A 21500-nucleotide genomic window follows, 5' to 3' on the forward strand; every position below is an offset into this window, starting at 1 on the left:
GTCAGGGGCTGTCGGACCGTACGGGTCGTCGGACCAGGTACGCGGCGGCGGAGGCGACGAGCACCAGCATGCACGCGATGAAGACCAGTCCCGCCCCTTCGAGTCCGAGCGGGTCGGCGAGGAGTCCCACGCCGATCACCGGGATGGAGATTCCCGTGTAGGCGACCACGAAGAGGGTCGAGATCACCGCGGCGCGCCGCTCCTCCGGCGCCGCCGCGGCCACGGAGGAGAGCGCCGCGCGGAAGGCGAGGCCCTGTCCGGCGCCGCCGACCACGGCCGAGAGGACGACGAACACCAGGAGGTCGGTGTAGAGGGCCGCCCCGAGGAGGGCGAGGCCGGTGAAGAGCACGGCGCAGCCCAGCGGCAGGGAGCGCGCCACCCCGACGCGGTCGACGGCCAGCTGTCCGGCGGTGGATGCGAAGAAGGCCAGGGCCACGACCAGGCCGCTCACGGCGTGGTTGTCCACGTGCAGGAAGCGGGCGAGGAAGGCAGGGCTGACCGAGGTGAACACGCCGAAGAGGGCGAAGCCCACGAAGGACGCGATCGCCGCCGGTACGAACACCGCTCTCACCTGGGCCGGGAGGGCGGGCCGCCGCGGCCGTACGGCGGTCAGGGGCCGGCGCTCCCGGACGGTCTCCGGGAGCCACAGCAGAACGCCGGCGCTCAGTGCGACGAGGCCGAGGTGCACGGCGAACGGCAGGAGCAGCGGCTCGGGGGCGTACTCCGCGAGCAGGCCGGCGAGCAGCGGGCCGCAGCCCAGTCCTCCCATGTTGGCGGCGGTCGCCACGAACGTCGCCCGGGACGCGCCGCCGCGCGGGGCCAGCTCCATGATGTACGCGGTGGCGGCGCCGGTGAACAGGCCGGCCGACAGACCCGACAGGAGCCGGCCCGCGTACAGCCAGCTCACGGTGCTCGCGCAGAGGAAGCAGATCGCGCTCGCCGCCGAGAACCCCAGGCCCCAGAGCAGCGTCGGCCGCCTGCCGATCGTGTCCGAGGCGTTGCCGGCCAGGAGCAGGACGCCGATGACCCCGAAGGCGTACACGGCGTAGACGACGGTCACCGTCAGTTCGGAGAACCCGAACTTCTCCTGGTAGAGGGGGTAGAGCGGCGTCGGCAGTGTGGTGCCGGCCATGCACACGACGAACACGGCACCGGCGAGCAGACAGCGGAGCCAGGCATGGCGTTCACCTTCCATGGCGCCGACCGTAACCCCGGCGGGCGTCGTGGCACGGGCACGACCTGCGGAAACCGCGGGGTGTCACCCGGCCCGCCCCCGAGCGGGGGGCCGGGTGACACCGCGGGGCCGGACACCCTCTAGCGGCCCTGGAGTGCCTTGACGTTGTCGCCGAAGGTCCAGTTCTTCGACCCGTCCCAGTTCGCCGACCAGGTCATGAGGCCCTTGAGCGCCCCGCCGTAGTGGTTCCACGCCTGAGCCACGGTCGACGGCGCCATGTGGCCGCCACCCGCGCCCGGCTGGGCCGGGAGGCCGGGGACCTGCTTGTCGTACGGCACGCGGATCGTCGTTCCCTGGATGACGAGGCCCCGGTTCAGGCAGTCGGTCTGCGCGACGAACCCGGCGACGGTCCCGGCGGCGTAGGAGTCGCCCGAGCATCCGTACATGCTGCCGTTGTAGTACTGCATGTTGAGCCACCACAGACGGCCGTTGTCGGCGTACTTCTTGACGACCGGCAGGTAGGCGCCCCAGATCGATCCGTAGGCCACGCTGCCGCCGGTGACGTACGCGGTCTCCGGCGCCATGGTCAGTCCGAAGCCGGCGGGCATGCGGGCGAGGACGCCGTCGATGATGTGCACCAGGTTGGCCTGCGAGGCGGAGAGGGTGCCGATGGCGCCGCTGCCCACCAGGCCGGTCTCGATGTCGATGTCGATCCCGTCGAAGTTGTACTTCCGCAGGAGGGGCACGATCGTCGCCACGAAGCGGTCGGCGACGGCGCGCGAGCTCAGGTCGATGCCGGCGGCGGCGCCGCCGATCGACATCAGGATGGTCGCGCCGCCCGCCTTGGCGCGGCACATCTCCGCCGGGGTGGGCACCCGGACGGTGTTGTCCATGCCGTCCTCCCACAGCACCGTCCCGTCCGAACGGATCACGGGGAAGGCGGCGTTGATGACGTTGTAGCCGTGGGCCGCGAAGCGCGGGTCGTCGATCGGCGCCCAGCCGAAGGGCGGGTGGACGCCGTTGGCCGCGCCGTCCCAATTCTCCCAGTACCCCTGGAGCACCTTCCCGGCGGGCTTCGGCTTGAGGGCACAGGTGTCCGCGGCGGCGGCCGCCGGTGCGGGGGTGGCGGCGGAGACGGCGGTACGGGCGGGCCGCGGGCTCTCGGCGGCGGCGGGGCCGGTGAGGGCGGCGGCCGCGAGGAGGGTGACGAGCCCCGCTCCGAAGGCACGGGGGATCCGAAGGCCTGGCATGCGTGCTCCTGGGGACGTGGGGGTGGTCCTAGGCATGGCGCGCGCTCCAGCAGACCGTAGGTTGGTCCAGACCTTTCGTCAACCACTCCCGCGGCCACGGCTCTTCCGTCGACCTGGCCGTATGATCCACACCCCGTAACGGACGCAGGTCAGGAGCCCGCCCATGCACCCCTTCGATGTCGAGACGCTGACGGCGGGCCGGTGGCGCAACGGCGGGGGCGCGACCCGGCAGATCGTCTCGCGGCCGGAGGGCAGCGAGGAATTCGGGTGGCGCGCGAGCGTCGCCGACATCGACCGGGACGGGCCGTTCTCGGCGTTCCCGGGCGTCGACCGGACGCTCACCCTGCTGGCGGGCGACGGCGTGCGGCTCAGCTGCCCCGGGGTGTTCGACCGGCTCCTGGCGCGCGCGGGCGAGCCGTTCGGCTTCTCCGGCGATCTCGAGCTCGCCGCCGAACTGCCGGGCGGCTCCTGCCGGGTGCTGAACATCATGGTGCGGCGCGGGCGCTCGGCGGCCCGCGTGGAGCGGGTCACCGGCCGGGTCGCGCCGCCCGCCGGCCACGCCGGAGTGCTCTACGTCCTGGGCGGCCGCTGGCAGGCGGGCCCGGACGGGCGTGTCCTGACGTCCGGCCAGGGTGTGTGGTGGGACGAGGACACGCCGGGCGGAGCGGTCGCACCGCTCTCGCCCGACGCGGCCGCCTTGTGGGCGGACGTCACGTCGACGGGGTGACACCGGGGCAGCCGGCCGCTGCCCTCGTGGTGTCGCGGTGTCACGGCACGAACGGCCCCGCCGTCGACCGGCGGACGACGCCCCCGTCCTCCTCGGCCGGGGGCGGCGCGCCGTTCCCGTCCCGCATCACGTACTTGTTCAGCGGCGGCTCTTCCGCGAGTACGGCTCCGATGGTGACGGCGAAGGTGACCGCGCCGCAGACGACGATCAGCCACGACAGCATGACGAGGACCAGGCCGAAGGCGCCGTATTCGCCCATGGCCCTGTCGACGGCCCCCGGCACATAGATCCGGGCCGTGAGGCTGAGCGTCGTGGTGGCGGTGGCCGCCAGCAGCGCCCCGGGCAGGAGCGCCAGCCAGGCCACGCGCTTGGCCAGGAGCAGGTGCTGGGTCCACAGCCAGACGCCGGTGGCCACCAAGAAGGTGAGGACGACACCCACCAGGGCGCCCGCGCCGAAGCCGTTCCGGATCGGGCCCTGGAGCAGGATCACGAGCAGCAGGACGAGGAGCCACGCCACCCAGCGCCAGGCCGCGATCCGGGTCTTGGCCCTGGGCAGCCGCCAGGCCCGCTCGCACACCCGGGCCATGGCCCGGCTGAAGCTCGTCGCCGACACGAGGGCCACCGCCGCCCCGACCAGACCGGTCGTCTCGCGGACTTCGTCGCTGGTCGAGCCGTCCAGGACCTGTTGGAGCTGCCGGTCGGACTCGCCGGTGAGGCCGAACATGGAGCCGAGCGACTCGCTCAGCTGGTCACGGACGCCGTGCGGGGCGAAGGCCGCGAAGGCGAAGAGGAGGGGGATCGCGGCCAGGAACGCCTGGGCGGCGAGCCTGGTCCCCGCGTCCAGGAGGTTCGCGGACATCATCCGGCTCGTGAGCTCGGTCAGTACGGGGAAGCGTCGCTCGGCGCCCGTCCGCAGGTGCTCGAACCGCAGCTTCCACTCCATGGTCTCTCCTGCCCCTGCCCCTGTCCGTCCGTGCCGAGCGCCGTCAGACCAGGAGCTTCGCCTTCGCCTTCCGGAACTCCTCCTCGGTGAGCGCCCCCTTCTCCTTCAGTTCGGCGAGCCGCGCGAGTTCGTCGGCACCGCCTCCGCCACCCGCGCCGGACGCGCCCGAAGGGCCGGCCGCCGACTTGCGGATGTAGTCCTGGAAGGCAGCCTCGGCCTCCTTGGCGTGTGCCGTCTCCCGCTGGGTCATGCCCGTCCCGCGCACGATGACGTAGACGAGGACACCGATGAAGGGAACCACCAGGCAGAGGATCAGCCAGCCCGCCTTGCCCCAGCCGCTGAGCTCATGGTCCCGGAAGATGTCCGAGATGATCTTGAACAGCAGGAACAGCCACATGATCCAGAGGAAGAACCAGAGCATGGTCCAGAAGAGGTCGAGCAGGGGGTAGTCGTCCATCGCCGTCTCCGTCCCGAGGGCCGATCCTGACCGTTTCGGGAAGTATCTGCGGTTTACGACGTTACGGCGACTCGGGTGAATCGGGTGACCCGGCACGGAAGGCGATCATCGCGGTGTCGTCGCGGTGGTCGGAGAGGTACTGGAGTCCGTGGAGCAGTTCGGGCAGCGGCGCCCGCCGGTGGCGGGCCGTGCTGCGCGGGAGGCTGAGGTCGACGCAGAGCGGCAGGTCCTCCTCCGTACCGTCGAGGAACAGCGGGTCGCCGTGGGCCGGGATCAGCAGCGGCGGCGGGTGACCGGCGTTGGACCAGCTCAGGGACCACCGGAAATCGGGACGCCGCCACAGCTGGGTGTGCACGGCCGTCGCGAAGGACGCCGCGCCCAGCCCCTCGGCCACCTCGTCGAACCGGGCGAGCCCGTCCGCGGGGGTGGTGCCGGGTCCGCGGCTGTAGGCCAGGGCGCGGAGCATCAGGGGCGGCGCGGGGGTCATCCCGGGTCCGCCCGGGGTCCCGGGTCCAGCGGGGGCATCCCGGGTCCGTCGGGGCGCGTCCCGGATCCGTCGTCACCGCTGCGGCGCCCTTCACCCACCGTCCTCCTGATCCGCGAAGCCGTGGCCCGCAGCCCGATATTCGAGACGCCCGTCGCTCCTGACCCGCTACGCCGCCACGTGTGTCACAGCCTGCTGGAGCGACGGCGGGGCGGCGAGGCGGATCGAACCAATCGAGTGACCGCGCCCGGGACGGGCCGACCTCCGGGAACAATCCCGCGGGCCGCCCCGTTGACCCCAAGTCCCCTGCACAGCTCGTACCGAGGAGAACCTTGCCCGACACGTCGCCCATCGCCACCGTGCCCCCGCTCCCGCCGCTCGCCGCGCAGGCCGAGCGCCTGATCGAGCTCGGGGTGCACGAGATCGCCGGGGTCTCCGCCGACGCGCTGCGGGCCTTCGCCGCCGATGCCGACAGCGGCGCCGATGGCGACGGGGGTGACGGTGGCACCCTTCTCGCCGTGCACCCCGACCGCGCCCCGGCCTCCGCGCTCGCCCCGCTCCTCAGCCGTGACGACAAGCCCGGCTTCGTCGTCGTCGACATGCCCGACGTCGACGACTTCGCCCCGTCCGGCATCACGCTCCCCGACGCGCCGTTCTACCTGGTCACCGGCGTCGACCGCGGCGACCACATGTCCAACTGGAGCCCGGACGAGGCGCTGCCCGCCCTCGTCAAGGAGGACCGCACCCCGCTCGTGCTCACCGAAGGCATCCACTGGGTGCTCCAGCAGCCGGCCGCCCTCGAACGGAACCTCTGCTTCATGACCATCGGTTCCCGGCTGCGCAAGGCGAACGGCGCCCTGGACGCCCGTACGCCGGCGATCTGGATCAGCAACGGCACGGGGCGGGACGGCCGCGAGCGGCGCAACGCCCCGAAGGTGGGCTGGTGTTGGTGGGGCAACCGCCACACCTGGCTGGGCTTCGCCTCGGCCGCGGGCCGCGGGCGCTAGCCACCGCTGAACCGACCGGAACCGGACCTCTGCGATCCGCGCGCCCTCGGGCGCGCGGTCCTCTACACTGCCGGACATACCGCCCCGGTGGACTCCCCCGTACCCCCGGGGCGGTTCCGCGTCCACGAGCACGAGGAGCGCGCGACGGAGAACGCCTTCGTCCGCGCCCTCACCCACGTACTGGCCCGCGCCCCAAGGCCGGTGCGGGGCAGGAGTGCGTGAGCGTCCGGGACGCGACGCGCGGCACCGACGGCTACTTCGCGGAGCGCAAAGCGACACGGTCTTCCTGTCCCCCACCGACGGCTAGGGCGCGTCACCGCCCGGGGCGCGCACCGTGCGGAGTCGTGCGGCGGCGGCCGGGTCGGGACAGCCGGCCAGGGCGAGGGCGTTCTCCAGTTCCTCGCGGAGCAGGGTGAGGACCTTGGCGACGCCTGCCTCTCCCCCGGCGGCCAGTCCCCACAGGACGGGGCGGCCGACGAGGACGCCGGAGGCGCCGAGGGCGAGGGCCTTGAGGACGTCGGTGCCGGTGCGGACGCCGCTGTCGAGGAGGATCCGGCTGCGGCCGGCGACGGCGTCGACGACCGCCGGGAGTGCGTCCAGAGCGGGCAGCGCGCCGTCGAGCTGGCGGCCGCCGTGGTTGGAGACGACGATGCCGTCGGCGCCATGGGCAGCGGCCCGGTCGGCGTCGGCGGGGTCGAGGACGCCCTTGAGGACGAGCGGCAGCCGGGTGTGGTCGCGCAGCCAGTCCAGGTCGTTCCAGGAGAGGGAGGGGTCCACGACGCCGGCGGTCTGGGCGGCGATGGCGCTGACACCGTCCTGGGCGCCGCGCGGCACGCCGTCGCGGTCGCGCGCGAAGTGCACGGCGGAGACGCCCTCGGGCAGGGTGAAGGCACCGCGCATGTCGGCCTGTCGGCGGCCCATGTACGGGGTGTCGACGGTCAGCATGAGGGCGCGCGCGCCGGCGGCTTCGGCGCGGGCGAGCAGCTCCTTGGTGAGGCCCCGGTCGCGCAGCCAGTACAGCTGGAACCAGACGGTGGCGCCGGTCGCGGCGATGTCCTCGACCGGGGTGCTGCTGAAGGTGCAGGCGGTGAAGGGGACGCCCGCGGCGAAGGCGGCCCGGGCGGCGGCGAGTTCGCCGTCGGGGTGGACGGCGCGCTGGTAGGCCATCGGGGCGACGGCCAGGGGCAGGGCGGCGGGGTCGGTGAGGAGCGTGGCGTCGGTGCTGGTGGCGGAGACGTCGGCGAGGACGCGGGGCACCAGGTGGAGCCGGTCGAAGGCGGCGCGGTTGGCGGCGAGGGTCAGTTCGCTTCCGGCGCCGCCGGCGACGAACCGCTCCACGCCGGCGGGCAGGACGTCCGCCGCGAGGGCCTCCGCGTCGGCGGGGGTGAGCATCGCGTCGAGTGCGAAGGGGGTCACTGGGCTTTCTCCGCAAGGGCGTTGCCGTCGTGCTCGGCCTTCTCCGCCTGCACGGCCTCGTAGAGCGCGCGGACGTTGCCGCCGCCGAAGGTGTCGGCGCCGATCCGCTCGATGATCTCGTAGAAGAGGGTGCGCTGGGGGTGGACGGTGCGGGTGAAGATCTGGAAGAGCTGGCCCGCGTGGTCCTCGTCGGCGAGGATGCCGGGCTCGCGCAGCTCCTCGATGGAGTGGCGGCCCAGGTCGAGGCGCGCGGCGAGTGCCTCGTAGTAGGCGTCCGGGGTGGAGAGGAAGACGATGCCGCGCTTGTCGAGGCGGGCGACGGTCTCGACGATGTTCCCGGTGGCGAAGGCGAGGTGGTGGACGCCGCCGCTGCCGTGTCGTGCGAGGAAGTCGCCTATGTGTCCGGCCTGGTGGTCGGGGCTGGGGGCGAGGACGGTGAAGGTGAGGTCGCCCGCGGGGCTGCGGACGGCCTTGGAGTCCATGGCCTCCTTGCCCTGCACCATCAGCTCCTCGTACACGGACTCGTAGCCGAAGACCCGCTCGTAGTAACCGGTGGAGGCGGCGAGTTCGCCGGTCCGGACGGTGACGGCGACGTGGTCGAGGACGGTCAGCTCGGGCGACTCGACGGCGGGCGGCGCGAGTTCGGCGACCGGTGCGAAGCCGGGGAGCGGGAGCGGTGTGCCGTGTGCCTCGGCTCCGGCGGGCGGGCGCTGGACGAGCGTGTGGCGTACGTCGTCGAATCCGGCGGCCACACGGGCGGTGACCCAGCCACCGGCGTGGTCGGCGGGCTCGGCGTGCGGGATCGCCCCACGGGCGGCGGCCTCGGCGAAGACGGCGCGCACGTCGGCCGCGGCCAGCGCGATATCGGCTATGCCGTCGCCGTGGACGGCCGTGTAGGCGGCGGCCGGGTGGGTGTCGTCGAGGGCCTGGGTGACCACGAGGACGATGCCTCCCTGCCGCAGGGCCAGCGAACGGCTCGCACCCTCCGCGCCGGTGGCGGAGGTGCGTTCGGCGGTGGCGAACACCTGGAAGCCGTAGCCGACGGTGAACACCTCGGCGGCGGCACGGGCGTCGGTGACGTACAGCTCCACATGGCTGACGAGCAGCGAGGAGTGAGAGGACGTGACGGGGTGGGCCATGACGACGGGTCCTTATGTACGGGGACGGTGCGGGCAGTTCGGATCGAGGCAATCCTGGCTGCTCGCATCGATCATGGCCACCCTCCTGGCGCACGGGACCCGCCGAGGGACGGCGGAAGAATTCTCCGGCGTCGGCCCTCGACGGGGAAGACGTACGGGATTCGGCGCTCCTCGCAGGAGAAGGCGCGGTCGCAGGTCCGCGGTCGCCGCGTTCGCCGTCGCGGTGTCAGACGTCCTGGATGCGCCGGAAGGGCCGGTCCGCCTCCAGGGCGAACGCGACTTCCAGCAGCGCCCGTTCACTGCCGGGGCGGCCGGAGAACATGACGCCGATCGGCAGGCCGTCGTCGGTCACGCTCGCCGAGGGCAACGAGATCGACGGCGTGCCGACGACGTTGTCGACCGGAGTGAAGGCGACGTACGCGAGGATCCGTTCGATCAGGGTCGCGTAGGGAACGGCCGGGCTCAGGTGGCCGATCGACGGGGCGGTGTGGGCGAGCACCGGGGAGAGGACGAGATCGAGTCCGTGGAATCCCGCCGCGTACGCCTCCTTCGTCCGCTTCAGCCTCCGCACCACGCCGGGAGTGCCTCGCCAGTTCTTCAGGTACTCCTCGCGCAGCCCCCGGCTGAGGCCGTCCATGCGGTGCCGGTCGAAGTCCCGGCCGAAGGTCCGGCCCGTGGTGCTGATGAGGTACGACAACAGCCCCCAGTAGGTGAGGAAGTCGTCGGTGAAGCGGGGGTCGATGGCCAACTCCACCGGCCGCACGGTGTGTCCGAGCCGTTCGAGCCTCGCCACGGTCTCCGTGACGGCCTCCCGGGTGGCGGTGTCGGAGTGGACGCCGCTGGGCGAGTCCCGCAGGTACCCGATGCGCAGTCGTCGCTCCGAGGGGCCTTCGACCAGGCCGAGGGGCGGCAGTTTCGGGTTGCGCCAGTACCTCTCGGCGTCGGCGAGGAACGCGGCGGTGTCGCGCACCGAGCGGCTCACGATGCCGTCGGAGACGAGGTCCAGGGGCAGTTGGCGGCTCTGGGCGTTCGGGACGACCCTGCCGCGGGTCGGCTTCAGGCCGACGAGACCGCAGCAGGCGGCGGGGATGCGGATCGAGCCGCCGCCGTCGTTGGCGTGCGCGATCGGAACGGCCCCCGCGGCGACGAGCGCCGCGCTGCCGCCCGACGAACCGCCCGCCGAATGGCCCGTGTTCCACGGGTTGCGCACGGGCTCGGCGCCCTCGAACTCGGTGGTCGGGCTGAACCCGAACTCTGGCAGCCGGGTTTTGCCCAGCACCGTGACGCCGCTGCTCAGGAACTGCCGCGTGAACGGCGCGTGCCGCCGTGCCGCGCGCGGGGTGAAGGCCGCGCTGCCGTGACCGGTGGGCAGTCCCACGTAGTCGGTGTTGTCCTTGACGAAGGTCGGCACCCCGGCGAACGCGCCGCCCGGCCAGGCCGCGGGCGCCGGCTCGGAGATGTGCGCCTGGACCGCGTGGAGCCGGTCATCGACCGCCCGGACCCGCTCGGCCGCGTCCCGGGCGACCTCGGCGGCGCTGACCTCGCCCCGCCGGATGGCGTCGGCGAGACCGACGGCGTCGTGCTCCCCCAGTGCGTCGTCCCGGAAGGCGTGCACCGTGGTCCGTTCTTCGAAAGTCGTCACCGTTACCTCAGCCCCCGGCCGTATGGATGGATGTCTCCATCATTGCTTACCAGCAAGTAACACGCGAGGGGATCCAACGGACCGCGCGAGCGGTTTCAGGTGAGCGTCGGGTAGTCCGTGTAGCCCGTCTCGCCGCCGACGTACATGAGGTGCGCGTCCCGGATCGGGTTGAGGGGGGCGCCGGCGCGCATCCGGGCGACCAGGTCGGGATTGGCCAGGAAGGAGCGGCCCAGGGCGATCAGGTCGGCGCCGGCGGACAGGAGTCGCTCGCCGGCGGCGCGGCCGCCGTCGGCGGGCAGCGGGCCGGGCCACGGCAGGGCGGGGTTCGCGATGAGCGTGCCGGGCCAGGCCGCGCGCAGGGTGTGGAAGAGGGGCTGGTCGGGGTCGGCGAAGACCACGTGCAGGTACGCGAGTCCCAGGTCGCCCAGTTCGCCCACGAGGGCCGGGTAGACGGCGTCGACGTCGTCCTCCCGCATGGCGTTGGCGGTGACGCCGGGCGCGATGCGCACCCCCACCCGCTCCGGGCCGATCGCGTCGGCGACGGCGCGGACGACCTCGACGGTGAAGCGGATGCGGTTCGCGACGGAGCCCCCGTAGCCGTCGGTGCGCCGATTGGTGGCGCTGGAGAGGAACTGGTGCAGCAGGTAGCCGTTCGCGGAGTGGACCTCGACCCCCGAGAAGCCCGCGTCCACCGCCCGGCGGGCCGCATCGGCGAAGTCCGCGACGGTGGACTCGATCTGCTCCCCCGTCATCTCCTGGGGGATCACGGACTCCTGGTGCCCGGACGGGGTGAAGATCGTGTCGGGCAGCGGGACCGGTGACGGGGCGAGCGGGTGGTGCCCGGTGGTCTCCGGGTGTCCCACCCGGCCGCCGTGCTGCAGCTGGAGGAACATCTGCCCGCCGGCGTCCCGCACGGCGTCCGTGACCCGGCGCCACCCGACCACGTGCGTGTCGTCGTGGATCGCGGGGATATTGGGGTACGTGGCACCGACCGCGTTGGGGGTCGCGGCCTCCGCGATGATCAGCCCGGCCGAGGCCCGCTGGGCGTAGTACGTGGCCATGATCGGCTCCGGGACACCCGTCGCGCTCGCGCGGTTCCGGGTCATCGGCGCCATGACCAGCCGGTTCTTCAGCGGGAGGGAACCGAGGTGGGTGGGCTCGAAGAGCGGGGACGAGGGGGACGCGTCGACCGCGGTCGTGGCCGTGCTCCTGGTCGTGTGCGCTTCCGCGGAAGCCGTCGTGGTCGTGACCGTGGTCGTCGTCGTGCTCATGGTCGTGCTCCTTCGTCCGTCTCTTCGCCGGGGCTGCGGGCCCCGCTGAACAGACTGTCGCGCAGCCCGCTTCGGATCCGCTGACGGTCCGCTGACGGTCGGATGATCATCACTGTGTAGGGTCGGGTCCCATGAGGTTCGGGGTGCTCGGTCCGTTGGCGGTGTGGGATGCCGACGACGCACCGGTGCGCGTACCGGAGACCAAGGTGCGGGCGCTTCTCGCCGACCTCTTGGTCCACGAGGGGCAACCGGTGTCGGCCGACCGCCTCGTCCACGACATCTGGGGCGACGCCGTCCCCGGCAATCCGGCCAACGCGCTCCAGGCCAAGGTCTCCCAACTGCGCAGGGCCGTCGGCCGCGACCGCGTGCTCCACCAGCCGGCCGGGTACCGACTGCGCCTCGACGGTGACCCCGCCGAGGTCGACGCGGGACGGTTCCGGCAGCTCGCGGCGCGGGCCCGGCTCGTCGCCGCGCCGCGCGCCCGGGCGGCCCTGCTCGGCGAGGCGCTGGAGCTGTGGCGCGGGCCCGCGTACGCGGACTTCGCCGACGAGGAGTTCGTCCGCCCGGCGGTGGAGCGCCTGGCCGAGGAGCGGCTCGCCCTCGTCGAGGAACGGTCAGAGGCCCGGCTGGAGTTCGGGGATCCCCTGCTGATCGGCGAGACGGCCGGTCTCGTCGCCCGCCATCCGTTGCGGGAGCGGTTGCGGGCCGTGCGGATGCGGGCCCTGTACGGCGCGGGCCGGCAGAGCGAGGCGGTCGCCGCGTACACGGAACTCCGCACCCTGCTCGCCGACGAACTGGGCCTCGACCCGAGCCCCGGTCTCGCGGCGCTGTACGAGGCGATCCTGCGCCAGGACGCCGGGCTGATACCCGCCGCGGCCTCCGACGAGCCCCCCGTCGTCGTACGTTCCTCATCCGGCGGCGAGGTCCTGGAGGCGGCGGCCGCGGTCCCGTCCCTCCTCCCCGACCCGCGTGCTCTCACGCCCCACCGCCGGAACCTGCCCACGCCGCCGACGACTCTCGTCGGACGCGGCCCCGCGCGGGAGGCCGTCGTCCGGCTCGTCGGCACCGAACGGCTCGTCACGCTGACCGGACCCGGCGGAGTGGGCAAGACGCGCCTGGCGCTGGCCGTCGCCGAGCAGCTCGGCGCCGACGAGCCGGACGGCGACGCATCCGGTGGCGTCGTACCGGACGGCGTGTGGTTCGTCGAGTTCGGCGGCCTCCCCGCCGAGACCGCGGATCTCGTCCAGGCGGTAGCGTCGGCGCTCGGCATCCGTGACACGGCGTCGTCGGCACGCGGCTCCGCCGACGCCTCGGCCGCGCTGCACGGGGCACTGCGGGACCGTCGTGTCCTGCTCGTGCTCGACAACTGCGAGCACGTGATCGAACCGGCCGCCGAACTGGCCGGGTCCCTGCTGCGGTCCGCGCCGGGGGTACGCGTGCTCGCCACGAGCCGGGAGTCCCTGCGGCTCCCCGGCGAGACGGTGTACGCCGTCGCGCCTCTCGAACCGGACGACGCGGCACGGTTGTTCACCGAGCGGGCCGTCGCGGCGGCACCGGACTTCGCGCCCGGATCCGATTCCGTCCTGGCGGCCGAGCACGAGGACGAGGACGAGAGCGGCGAGGTGCGGGACGCCGTCGCGGAGATCTGCCGTCGCCTCGACGGCCTGCCCCTCGCCCTGGAGCTCGCCGCCACCCGCGTCCGGGCGCTCGGCGTGCGCGAACTGGCCGTGCGCCTCGGCGACCGCTTCCGCGTCCTCGCCTCCGGTCAGCGCGGTCTCCCGGCCCGGCAGCAGACGCTGCGCGCGGTGATCGACTGGAGCTGGGACCTGCTCGCCCCTCCCGAGCAGGCCGTCCTGCGCCGCCTCGCCGTCCCCGTCGGCGGGTGCACGCCGGCCGCGGCGGAGACGGTGTGCGCGGGCGACGGCATCGCCCACGACGACGTCCTGGATCTGGTGGGCCGCCTGGTCGACCGTTCCCTCGTCTCGGTGGTCCGGACGGCCGACGGGCCGCGCTACCGCCTGCTGGAATCGGTCGCCGCGTACGCCCGCGAACGCCTTCACGAAGCGGGGGAGTTCGGTGTCGTGGCGGATCGCCACGCCGTCTACTACCGCGAGTTCGCCGAGCGCGCCGAACCTCAGCTCCGCGGCACGGGCCAGCGCCGCCGGCTCGCACAGCTGGACGCCGAATCCGCCAACATCCGCGCCGCCCTCGACCACGCCCTGCGGACGGCCGAGTCGCACGGCGCGGCGCGCCTGACCGCCGCCCTGTGCCCCTGGTGGCTGCTGCGCGGTCGCCTGCACGAGGGCCGGCGTACCCTCGCCGCGGTCGTGGACGCCCTCCCGGCCGACGCGGCAGCGGCCGTGTCGGCCGAACCGCGCGTGCTTCTGGGGGCCTTCACCATGCTGACGGGCGGGCGCGCGCCGGAGACGGACTGCCCCGAGGCGGGCATCGCCGACCCCGCGCGGCGGGGTCGCGCGCTGTGGCTGTTCGCGTACGGCCTCTACCACGCGGGGGACCCGACGGCGGCGCATGCCGTGAACTCCCGTGCTCTCGACCGCTTCGCCGAAGCCGGCGACCGGTGGGGCACCGCCGCGGCCCGGGCACTGCGCGCCCATACGTCGTTCGCCGCCGGTGACCTGCGGCCCGCGCGGGAGGACGGCCTCGACGCCGCTGCGGCCTTCCGGGAACTCGGGGACGGATGGGGCGAGTTGCTGACCGTTCCGGTGCTCGCCGCCCTCGCCGAGATCGAGGGCGACTACGCCACCGCCACCGCCCGTCAGACCGAGGGCCTGCGCCTCGCCGAGGGTCTGGGTCTCGCGGCGGAGGCCTCGGCACGGCTGGGCGGCCTCGGCCGCCTCGCGCTCCTGGCCGGCGACTGGGAGCGGGCTCGTGTCCTGCACGAGCGGGCCCGGCGTGCGGCGGCGGAGCAGGGCCATATGTTCGGCGAGGTGTTCGCGCTCATGGGCCTCGCCCTCGGCGCACGCCGCTCCGGCGACCTGGACGCCGCCGAGCACCATCTGCGGACGATGCGCGACGCGTACCCGTCGTCGACCGCGGGGAAGCACCTGATCCATGTGGAGCTCGGCTTCGTCGCCGCGCTCCGCGGCCGGGTGGCCGACGCCTCCGCCTATCAGGCGCGCGGTCTCGAGTTCGCCGAACAGCTGGCGGACCCGCGCGCGCTCGCGCTCTCCCTCGAAGGCGTCGCCGGCGTCGCCGCGGCCACGGGCGACTCACCGCGCCTCACCCGCGCCGCCCTGTTCCTCGGCGCGGCGGACGCGGCCCGGCGGAGCGTCGGGGCGCCCCTCCCGGAGGCCGAGAGCGCCGACGTACGCCGCATCGCCGCGGCGGCCGTTCGGGCGCTCGGCGAGTCCGCGTACACCGCGGCGTTCCGCGAGGGTGCCGGCATGCCCCTCTCGGAGGCGGTGCGCTCGGCGGCCGCCGGAGCCTGATGCCGGAGGCGTTCGTGACGATCGGCGACCTGCTGCGCGAGCAGCTGGCCCCGCCGAAGGTCAGCGCCGCCCTGTACAAGGCCTCGGCCCGGATCCCCGGCGTCACGGTCGTCGGCGACACCGTCGACGCGGCCGGCCGCCACGGCGTCGCCGTCGCCCGCGTCCACGCCGGTGAGCGCACCGAGTGGATCTTCGACAAGAAGACCCTGGACTTCCTCGGCGAGCGGGGCGTGATGGTCGAGGACACGGCGTGGGGCACGTCCGGGCAGGTCACCGCCACCACCGCGGTCCTGTCCCGCGGTGTCACGGACAAGACCGGCGAGAACCCCGGCCACACCGGCTGATCGTCGCGACCCGGCGCCGCCCTCAAGGGAGGGCCGCGCCCCCAGGCACATACGGCCACGCATGCGGCCACGCAGATGCGGCCCGGTCACTGCTCGCGCAGGCCCCAGGGGGATCCGTAGGCGGTGAGCAGGTCCAGGAAGGGGCGCGGGGCGAAGGCCTCGGGGCCGAGGACGCCCGATCCGGACCACGTACCGGCGGCCAGCAGCTCGAGGGCCACGACCGGGTTGATCGCGGTCTGCCACACGACGGCCTGGCAGCCGTACTCGCGCATCGACCACTCGTTGTCGACCACGTGGTAGAGGTAGACCTCGCGCGGCGCCCCGTCCTTGACGCCCTTGACCCACGTACCGGCGCAGGTCTTGCCGGTCATCCGGTCGCCCAGCGTCGCCGGGTCGGGGAGGACGGCCGCCACGACGTCACGGGGCGAGACCTCCGCCGGGCCGAGGTTCGTCGCCACGGTGACGGGAGCGGTGCTGTCCAGGCCCAGGGCGTGCAGGGTCTTGAGCTTGCCGATGAAGTCCTCACCGAGGCCGTACTTGAACGTGACCCGCTTCGCGTCGATCCAGCGGGGCACGAGCAGGACCTCCTCGTGCTCGACGTTCACGCACTCCACCGGGCCGATGCCCTCGGGGAAGTCGAAGACCTCGGGCTCGCTGAACGGTTCGGTGGTGAACCAGCCGCGGCCGGCCTCGTAGACGACCGGCGGGTTCAGGCACTCCTCGATGGTCGTCCAGATGTTGAACGACGGCGCGAAGTCGTAGCCCTCGACCGTGAGGTCGGCGCCGTCGCGGATGCCGATCTCCTCGATCTCGTCGAAGAGCTCGTCCGCGGCGTAGCGGGCGAAGACGTCGGACATGCCGGGCTCGACGCCCATGCCGACCAGGGCGAGCCGGCCGGCCTTCTCCCACTGCTCGGCCTGCTCGAACTGGGCGTCGCCCAGCTTGACCCCGCACAGCTCGTACGGGCGCTCGGGATGCGGGCGCGACAGCGACATCGCCATGTCGAGGTAGTGCGCGCCGGCCGCGGCGGCGGCGTGGAACAGCGGCAGGACGAAGCGCGGGTCGGTGGCGTTGAGGAGGACGTCGCAGCGCTGCTCCTTCAGGAGGGCGGCAACCGCGCCCTCGTCGGAGGCGTCCGTGCGGCAGGCGCTGAACCGGGTGGCGCCGTCGCCCAGGGCGGCGACGGCCGCCTCGGCGCGGGCGAGGTCGTAATCGGCGACGACCATGTGGTCGAAGAACGAACGGCGGGCCGCGATCCGGGTGATGGCGGTTCCCACGCCTCCGGCGCCGACGAGCAGTACACGCATGACAGGAATCTCCCTCTCACAAGGCTGTGCCCTGAGACTGTGACCTCTGGTGCAGGCGATGAAACCCCCGTTCCCTCGCTAACGTCTATGCCGTTGGCATAAGGTGCCCGGCGACGGGAAGGAGCCGTGCCATGGGGAAGCAGGTGGTGGCGGAGTCGGCGCGCAGACGGCGGCGACCGACGAAGAACGGCGCGGTGCTGTCCGAGCGGGTGATCGTGGAGACGGCGCTGCGGATGCTGGCCGAGCACGGCGGCCAGGGGCTCACCGCCCGGCGCCTCGGGCTCGCGCTGGGCGCCGATCCGAGCACGGTCTACCGGTACTTCGCCGGTATGGACGACCTGACGCTGGCGATCGGGGCGGAGCTCATCGGGCGGGCTCTGGACGGCTGGGCGCCCACCGGGGAGTGGCGCGCCGACCTGCGCCGACTGGGTCTGCGCATCCACGGCGCCTACCTCGCGCACCCCCAGGCGGCGGTGCTCACCGCCAGCCGCGTCACCGGGCGGGAGCAGGAGACGGCCGTGGACGAGGCGATCCTGGCCTTGCTGCGGACGGCGGGCTTCCCCGACCCGGACGCGGTGCGGATCTATCACGCCTTCATCGACCAGAGTCTCGCCTTCGCCGCTCTGGACGCGGCCTCGCTCGCGCTGCCCGCGGCAGCCCGGGCAGCCGACGAGCGCATGTGGGAATCTACCTATGCCCGGCTGTCGGCCGCGTCGCACCCGCACATCGCCGCCACGGCCGACCTGCTGGCCGCACGTATGAACCACAGCGCCTACCCGGCGGCCCTGGACATGCTCCTGGACAGCGCGGAGACCCAGCTGGGACGACTGGCGGGGCGGGCCGGCGCCCGCCCCACGGAGTCGTAGCCCCACCGCTTCCGGGTCGGTGCGCCTACGCGGCGTCGACCCGCTCGGCGGATCCCTCCAGCGACGTGTCCGCCGCCCGTTCGCCGCCCCGTTCAACGGCCCGTCCGACGGCCGACGCCCCGTCCGACGGCCGACGCCCCGTCCGACGGCCGTTCCGCTGCGCGCCGCTCAGTCGAGATACGCGGCCGTGAGCGCGGCGAAGGCCTCCGGGGTGAGCACCTCCACGCCGATCTCCTGGGCCTTGACGGCCTTCGAGCTCGGCTTGCCGTTCGCGGAGGGTGCGGCGACCAGGTAGGTCGTCCTGGAGTTGACGCCGCTGCCCACACGCCCACCGGCCTTCTCGATCAGCGCGCCCATCTCGGAGCGTCCCCAGCCGTCGAGCGGACCGGTCATCCTGCCCGTCACGACGACGGTCTTGCCGGTCAGGGGCCCCTCCTCGGCCTGCTCGGACTCCTCCTGCCGCGGCTCGGTCATGGTCACGCCGGCCGCGATCAGCTTGTCGATCACCGGGGCGAGCGCGGCGACCTGCTCGACGATGACCGGAGCCTTCTCCGGGCCTACGCCTTCGACGTCCTGCAAGACGTCGGCGTCGGCCGCACGGATGGCTTCCATGGTGCCGAAGTGCGCGGCGATGCGCCGGGACATGCGGCGGCCGGTGCCCGGTATGCCCAGCGCGCAGAAGACGCGGCTGAGGGGGCGGGACTTGGCGAGCCGGAGCTGCTCGGCGAGCTTCGCGCCGCGCTTGGCGCTGCCCGAGGCGGCGGTGAGCCGGTCCTCGGTGAGGGTGAACAGGTCGGCGACATCGCGCACGTCGCCGGAGGCGATCAGCGCGTCGACGTACTTCCTGCCGAGGCCGTCGATGTCGAGGATGTCGCGCCCGGCGACGTACTCGATCAGGGGGGCGAGCGCGCAGGCGGTGCCCTTCGCGCAGCGCCACCGCTCCTGGCTCTTGTCGATGGCCCCGCCGCAGTTGGGGCACTGCTCGGGCAGCGGGACCGGCGTGGCGTCCTGCGGGCGGAGCTCGACGACGGCGGCCTCCACGCGCGGGATGATGTCGCCTGCCTTGTGGACCGTGACGGTGTCGCCGATGTGGAGGTCGCGCCGGAGGATGTCCGCGGGGTTGTGCAGGGTCGCGCGGGTGACCGTGGATCCGTCGAGCTCCACCGGGGCGAGGATCGCGGTGGGCGCGAGCACGCCTGTACGGCCCACGTCCCAGATCACGTCCGTCAGCACGGTCTGTCGCTCGACCGCCGGGAGCTTGTAGGCGATGGCCCAGTACGGGAAGCGGCTGCCGGATCCCACCGCCGTCTGCTCGGCCGCGCTGTCGGCCTTGATGACGACGCCGTCGATTCCGAAGGGCAGGCCCGCGCGCAGCGCCGCGATCGCGTCGACCTTCTCCTGCGCCTCGGCGAGCGTGGCGACGACGTGCAGTCCTGCCGGGCTGTCGGCCGTCGTCCGCACCCCCGCCCGTGCCACCGCTGCGAGCGTCTCGGCGTGGGTGGCCCCGGCGGGAAGGAACGCCTCGCCGTCCAGGTCGACCGCGCCGTACGCCCAGAACGTCATGGCGAGCCGGTACGGGCGGTCCTTGGCCCGCAGGGTGCCCGCGGCGCCGTTGCGCGGGTTCGCGAAGACGGCGCCGCCGTGCGCGGTGCGCACCTCGTTGGCGGCCTCGAACTGTTCCTGGGTGAACAGGACCTCGCCCCGGGCCTCGAAGGTGGCGGGGACCGGCAGTTGTTCGGGCAGGCCCACGATCGTGCCGATGACGTGGCTGACGTCCTCGCCCCGGGCGCCGTCGCCCCGGGTGATGATCTGGACCAGCCGACCGTCGCGGTAGCGGGCGGCGACGGCCGCGCCGTCCATCTTCGGCTCGACGGTGAACCCTCCGGTCGGCGCGTGGCCGAGACGGCGCCCGAGCGACGCTCCCCAGGCCGCGAGTTCCTCGGGGTCGAAGACGTTGTCCAGGCTGAGGAGGCGCGTGGTGTGCGCGATGTCGCCGTCGGGGGCGGCTCCGTCGGCGACCTGGTCGGTGGGCGAGCCCGGCACGACGGCGTCGGGGTGAGCCTCCTCCCACTCCTTCACCGCCAGCCGCAGCCGGTCGTACGTGACGTCGTCCATGAGGCTGTAGCCCGCGCCGTAGTACGTGCGGGAGGCCTCGCGCAGGTGGTCGACAGCGTCCTCGTACTCGGCGCGGCCGGCGGTGCTGGACATGCTGGAGAACGCCTCGACGGCGGAAGGGATCGTCATGGTGAACATCCTTCCGCACGGCACTGACAACGCCCGGGATCAGTCCGCCGGCAGGGCGGGGGCGCGCGCGGCCGCGAGGGCCACGTGCACCGCGCGGTCCGCGGTCGTCGCGTCGACCGGCTCGCCGGTGAAGACGAGCCGGAAGTAGATGGGCGCGGCGAGGGTCTTGAGGAGTTCGGTCGCATCGGTGTGCGCGGGCAGTTCGCCCCGCTCGACGGCTCGGGTGACGACGGGTTCCGCGCGCCGGAACCGGTCGTCGAAGAGCGCCCGCTTGACCTCGGCGAGTTGCGGCAGGCGCACGGCGTCCGAGAGGACGGCGGCCAGCAGGGCGCGTCCCGCCCGCGCGGTCATGGTGGCGACGAGGGAACGGGCGAGCGCCCGCAGGTCCCCCTCGACCGTTCCGGTGTCGGGGATCGGGATGTCCTCCGCGAAGTGCCGGGCCAGCGCGTCGGCGACGAGGCCGTCCACGTCCTTCCAGTTCCGGTAGATCGTCGTCTTGTGCACGCCGGCCCGCTGGGCGACGCGCTCGACGGTCAGCCCGGTGTACCCGGTCGTCGTGAGCTCCTCGATGGCCGCCTCCAGCACGGCGGTACGCATCTTGCTGCCCCTGCCGACGACGGGAGGGCGTTCCGAAGGCGACTCAGCGGACTCCATTGCAACTCCTAGTTGCGTTGACGGTTGCACTGGCGAGGGAAACTGCGACAGGATCAGCGTATCGCAACTTGGAGTTGCAATACCGGTGCGCCCTTCCATGAATCGAGGCCCCCTTGAACCACGACTCCCGGCCTGCTGCCCGCTCCTCACCCCACCCGGACTGGTCGCCTGACTGGTCGCCTGACACCATCCCCGACCAGTCAGGACGCCTGGCCGTCGTCACCGGCGCGAACAGCGGCATCGGGTACGCCACCGCCCGTCAACTCGCCCGCCGCGGCGCCGTGGTCGTCCTGGCCTGCCGCAGCCGCGAGCGCGGGCGGGACGCGCTGGAACGGCTGCGCGCCGACGTCCCCGGCGTCCAGGCCGAACTGCGGCTCCTCGACCTCGCGGACTTGGCGTCCGTGCGCGGCTTCGCCGAGGGCTGGAACCGCGGCCCCATCGACCTCCTGGTCAACAACGCGGGCATTGCCATGGTGCCGTTCGCCCGGACCGCCGACGGATTCGAGTCGCAGTTCGGCGTCAACCACCTCGGTACGTTCGCCCTCACCGGCCTCCTCCTCCCCCACCTGCTGGCCGCCCCCGAGCCGCGCGTCGTCACCGTCAGCAGCGAGGGCCAGCGGTTCGCGCGCTTCGACATGACCAACCTCAACGCCGAGCACCGCTACCGGGCCGCCTTCGCCTACGTACAGTCCAAGCGGGCCAACCTCTACTTCGCGGTGGAGCTCCAACGCAGGGCCGACGCCGCCGGGCAGAAGCTGCGCAGCATGGCCGTCGCCCCCGGACTCACGCGCTCCAACGTCCTCACCGGCGGCGCCAACGGCGCGCGGGGCCGCGCGTACGGAATCCTCACGAAGCTGCTCCTGCGCGTCGCGTTCCGCCCCACCGCCGACGGGGCCAAGACCTCGCTGTACGCGTCGACCGTCCCCGAACTGCCCGGCGGGAGCTACGTCGTGCCCGACGGGGCGTTCCAACTCCGGGGCGAGCCCGTCCTCCGCGGACGGGAACGCGCCATCCAGGACTCCGCTACGGCACACCGGCTGTGGGCACTCTCGGAGCGGCTCACGGATGTGCGTTACGCATGGCCCACGGCCCTGTCGCCTCGGGCCTGAGCGGTTCCGGACCATGG

Annotated in this window: 19 protein-coding genes; 7 read left to right on the forward strand and 12 right to left on the reverse strand. The window is 73.3% G+C overall.

The features are described 5' to 3' along the window. Nucleotide 1: 1 nt before the first annotated feature. Together ACFWWU_RS14520 and ACFWWU_RS14525 are read right to left on the reverse strand one after the other, a co-directional pair. Nucleotides 2-1195, reverse strand: coding sequence for an MFS transporter (locus ACFWWU_RS14520; RefSeq protein ID WP_384144152.1), 1194 nt, complete (start codon nt 1193-1195; stop codon nt 2-4). Nucleotides 1196-1314: 119 nt separating this feature from the next. Next, nucleotides 1315-2424: a chitinase gene (locus ACFWWU_RS14525; protein WP_384144155.1), complete on the reverse strand. Its 1110-nt coding sequence runs from the start codon at nt 2422-2424 to the stop codon at nt 1315-1317. 163 nt (nt 2425-2587) lie between these two features. Here ACFWWU_RS14525 and ACFWWU_RS14530 point away from each other — a divergent pair, with 163 nt between their 5' ends. Further along, nucleotides 2588-3151 (forward strand): HutD family protein, encoded by a 564-nt coding sequence (locus ACFWWU_RS14530; protein ID WP_384144158.1) that lies wholly within the window; start codon nt 2588-2590, stop codon nt 3149-3151. Nucleotides 3152-3191: 40 nt separating this feature from the next. On the opposite strand, the gene ACFWWU_RS14535 is transcribed toward ACFWWU_RS14530, so the two are convergent. From ACFWWU_RS14535 to ACFWWU_RS14545, 3 genes are all read right to left on the reverse strand, one after another. Beyond that, nucleotides 3192-4094: a YhjD/YihY/BrkB family envelope integrity protein gene (locus ACFWWU_RS14535; RefSeq protein ID WP_384144161.1), complete on the reverse strand. Its 903-nt coding sequence runs from the start codon at nt 4092-4094 to the stop codon at nt 3192-3194. 43 nt (nt 4095-4137) lie between these two features. Beyond that, nucleotides 4138-4551 (reverse strand): SHOCT domain-containing protein, encoded by a 414-nt coding sequence (locus ACFWWU_RS14540; RefSeq protein WP_384144164.1) that lies wholly within the window; start codon nt 4549-4551, stop codon nt 4138-4140. 61 nt (nt 4552-4612) lie between these two features. Continuing rightward, the gene (locus ACFWWU_RS14545) at nt 4613-5038 is read right to left on the reverse strand and encodes a SpoIIE family protein phosphatase (RefSeq protein WP_384144167.1); all 426 of its coding nucleotides are present in this window, start codon (nt 5036-5038) and stop codon (nt 4613-4615) included. A gap of 329 nt (nt 5039-5367) precedes the next feature. Here ACFWWU_RS14545 and ACFWWU_RS14550 point away from each other — a divergent pair, with 329 nt between their 5' ends. Both ACFWWU_RS14550 and ACFWWU_RS14555 read left to right on the forward strand, forming a co-directional pair. Then, nucleotides 5368-6042, forward strand: a complete 675-nt coding sequence (locus ACFWWU_RS14550) for a DUF5701 family protein (protein ID WP_384144170.1) — start codon at nt 5368-5370, stop codon at nt 6040-6042. Nucleotides 6043-6129: 87 nt separating this feature from the next. Next, nucleotides 6130-6264 (forward strand): hypothetical protein, encoded by a 135-nt coding sequence (locus ACFWWU_RS14555; RefSeq protein WP_384144173.1) that lies wholly within the window; start codon nt 6130-6132, stop codon nt 6262-6264. A gap of 81 nt (nt 6265-6345) precedes the next feature. Here ACFWWU_RS14555 and ACFWWU_RS14560 read toward each other — a convergent pair whose 3' ends face one another. From ACFWWU_RS14560 to ACFWWU_RS14575, 4 genes are all read right to left on the reverse strand, one after another. Beyond that, entirely contained in the window at nt 6346-7434 is a 1089-nt protein-coding gene (locus tag ACFWWU_RS14560; protein WP_384144971.1) for an alpha-hydroxy acid oxidase, read from the reverse strand. Nucleotides 7435-7454: 20 nt separating this feature from the next. Then, nucleotides 7455-8597, reverse strand: a complete 1143-nt coding sequence (gene hppD / locus ACFWWU_RS14565; RefSeq protein WP_384144176.1) for a 4-hydroxyphenylpyruvate dioxygenase — start codon at nt 8595-8597, stop codon at nt 7455-7457. Nucleotides 8598-8823: 226 nt separating this feature from the next. Continuing rightward, a complete protein-coding gene (locus ACFWWU_RS14570) occupies nt 8824-10239 on the reverse strand; it encodes an amidase (RefSeq protein WP_384144179.1) in 1416 nt (471 codons plus the stop codon). A 95-nt stretch (nt 10240-10334) separates the two neighbouring features. Beyond that, the gene (locus ACFWWU_RS14575) at nt 10335-11510 is read right to left on the reverse strand and encodes an alkene reductase (RefSeq protein ID WP_384144182.1); all 1176 of its coding nucleotides are present in this window, start codon (nt 11508-11510) and stop codon (nt 10335-10337) included. Nucleotides 11511-11641: 131 nt separating this feature from the next. Here ACFWWU_RS14575 and ACFWWU_RS14580 point away from each other — a divergent pair, with 131 nt between their 5' ends. Beyond that, nucleotides 11642-14959: a BTAD domain-containing putative transcriptional regulator gene (locus ACFWWU_RS14580; RefSeq protein WP_384144185.1), complete on the forward strand. Its 3318-nt coding sequence runs from the start codon at nt 11642-11644 to the stop codon at nt 14957-14959. Between the two features lie 14 nt (nt 14960-14973). Further along, nucleotides 14974-15303 carry a hypothetical protein gene (locus ACFWWU_RS14585; protein WP_384144188.1) on the forward strand — a complete coding sequence of 110 codons (330 nt, stop codon included), beginning with the start codon at nt 14974-14976 and terminating at the stop codon, nt 15301-15303. Nucleotides 15304-15389: 86 nt separating this feature from the next. On the opposite strand, the gene ACFWWU_RS14590 is transcribed toward ACFWWU_RS14585, so the two are convergent. Next, the gene (locus tag ACFWWU_RS14590) at nt 15390-16610 is read right to left on the reverse strand and encodes a saccharopine dehydrogenase family protein (protein WP_384144191.1); all 1221 of its coding nucleotides are present in this window, start codon (nt 16608-16610) and stop codon (nt 15390-15392) included. A 131-nt stretch (nt 16611-16741) separates the two neighbouring features. Between ACFWWU_RS14590 and ACFWWU_RS14595 the strand changes: the two genes are divergently transcribed. After that, nucleotides 16742-17476, forward strand: a complete 735-nt coding sequence (locus ACFWWU_RS14595; RefSeq protein WP_384144192.1) for a TetR/AcrR family transcriptional regulator — start codon at nt 16742-16744, stop codon at nt 17474-17476. Between the two features lie 168 nt (nt 17477-17644). Here ACFWWU_RS14595 and ligA read toward each other — a convergent pair whose 3' ends face one another. Both ligA and ACFWWU_RS14605 read right to left on the reverse strand, forming a co-directional pair. Continuing rightward, nucleotides 17645-19720, reverse strand: coding sequence for an NAD-dependent DNA ligase LigA (gene ligA, locus ACFWWU_RS14600; RefSeq protein ID WP_384144195.1), 2076 nt, complete (start codon nt 19718-19720; stop codon nt 17645-17647). Between the two features lie 39 nt (nt 19721-19759). Next, nucleotides 19760-20317, reverse strand: coding sequence for a TetR-like C-terminal domain-containing protein (locus ACFWWU_RS14605; RefSeq protein WP_384144198.1), 558 nt, complete (start codon nt 20315-20317; stop codon nt 19760-19762). 170 nt (nt 20318-20487) lie between these two features. On the opposite strand from ACFWWU_RS14605, the gene ACFWWU_RS14610 reads away from it, so the two are divergent. Then, on the forward strand, nt 20488-21483 hold the full coding sequence (locus tag ACFWWU_RS14610; RefSeq protein ID WP_384144201.1) for an oxidoreductase: 996 nt from the start codon (nt 20488-20490) through the stop codon (nt 21481-21483). The last annotated feature ends 17 nt before the right edge of the window (nt 21484-21500 follow it).

This window comes from Streptomyces sp. NPDC058650, from assembly GCF_042717315.1.
Classification (GTDB): Bacteria; Actinomycetota; Actinomycetes; order Streptomycetales; family Streptomycetaceae; genus Streptomyces.

Coding starts and splice junctions, on each gene's coding strand:
- ACFWWU_RS14520 (WP_384144152.1), bottom strand. CDS start 1,195: ATGGAAGGTGAACGCCATGCCTGGCTCCGCTGTCTGCTCGCCGGTGCC.
- ACFWWU_RS14560 (WP_384144971.1), bottom strand. CDS start 7,434: ATGCTCACCCCCGCCGACGCGGAGGCCCTCGCGGCGGACGTCCTGCCC.
- ligA (WP_384144195.1), bottom strand. CDS start 19,720: ATGACGATCCCTTCCGCCGTCGAGGCGTTCTCCAGCATGTCCAGCACC.
- ACFWWU_RS14605 (WP_384144198.1), bottom strand. CDS start 20,317: ATGCGTACCGCCGTGCTGGAGGCGGCCATCGAGGAGCTCACGACGACC.
- ACFWWU_RS14575 (WP_384144182.1), bottom strand. CDS start 11,510: ATGAGCACGACGACGACCACGGTCACGACCACGACGGCTTCCGCGGAA.
- ACFWWU_RS14590 (WP_384144191.1), bottom strand. CDS start 16,610: ATGCGTGTACTGCTCGTCGGCGCCGGAGGCGTGGGAACCGCCATCACC.
- ACFWWU_RS14545 (WP_384144167.1), bottom strand. CDS start 5,038: ATGACCCCCGCGCCGCCCCTGATGCTCCGCGCCCTGGCCTACAGCCGC.
- ACFWWU_RS14535 (WP_384144161.1), bottom strand. CDS start 4,094: ATGGAGTGGAAGCTGCGGTTCGAGCACCTGCGGACGGGCGCCGAGCGA.
- ACFWWU_RS14540 (WP_384144164.1), bottom strand. CDS start 4,551: ATGGACGACTACCCCCTGCTCGACCTCTTCTGGACCATGCTCTGGTTC.
- hppD (WP_384144176.1), bottom strand. CDS start 8,597: ATGGCCCACCCCGTCACGTCCTCTCACTCCTCGCTGCTCGTCAGCCAT.
- ACFWWU_RS14530 (WP_384144158.1), top strand. CDS start 2,588: ATGCACCCCTTCGATGTCGAGACGCTGACGGCGGGCCGGTGGCGCAAC.
- ACFWWU_RS14595 (WP_384144192.1), top strand. CDS start 16,742: ATGGGGAAGCAGGTGGTGGCGGAGTCGGCGCGCAGACGGCGGCGACCG.
- ACFWWU_RS14580 (WP_384144185.1), top strand. CDS start 11,642: ATGAGGTTCGGGGTGCTCGGTCCGTTGGCGGTGTGGGATGCCGACGAC.
- ACFWWU_RS14525 (WP_384144155.1), bottom strand. CDS start 2,424: ATGCCAGGCCTTCGGATCCCCCGTGCCTTCGGAGCGGGGCTCGTCACC.